This window comes from Bacillus sp. SIMBA_005, from assembly GCF_046535585.1.
In the GTDB taxonomy this organism is placed as follows: Bacteria; Bacillota; Bacilli; order Bacillales; family Bacillaceae; genus Bacillus; species Bacillus pumilus.
Map to the genome: position 1 here is coordinate 1 of NZ_JAWRWI010000058.1, position 434 is coordinate 434.

Consider the following 434-nt stretch of genomic DNA (forward strand, 5'->3'; position numbering starts at 1 on the left):
GTTTGATTGAGTTTAATATTTTCCTTTGCGAGTACTTGCATGAGTATCACTCTCTTTCTATAAGATTACTTTTTCAGCTTTTCAATCAGCTCATCGTATTTCGGGCTGTTTAAGAAGTTATCCACTGATATGTGCGTCGCGTTCGGCAGCTTTGCTTTCGCGCGGTCTGTTAAATCTTTGTGGGTGATGACAATATCCGCATCGCTTGGCAGATTGTTAATGGCCGTGTTGGTCACACTGATGTCAAGCTCCGCTTTTTTCACTTTGTTTCTTAAGATGGATGCCCCCATGGCACTTGATCCCATTCCCGCATCACACGCAAAGATAATTTTGTTCACGCTTTCAGGAGACAGCTCAGACGCTTCTTCTGCTTTGGCTTGTTCCGCCTCTAAAGCAGCTGCTGCTTGGCTTTTCTTCCCCTTCATGGACTGCAT

General features: G+C 44.7%; 1 pseudogene. It reads right to left on the minus strand.

The window, feature by feature from the left end:
- Window positions 1–65: 65 nt before the first annotated feature.
- Window positions 66–434 (minus strand): annotated as a pseudogene (locus tag SB660_RS19065) (PTS mannitol transporter subunit IIBC); the annotation flags it as partial.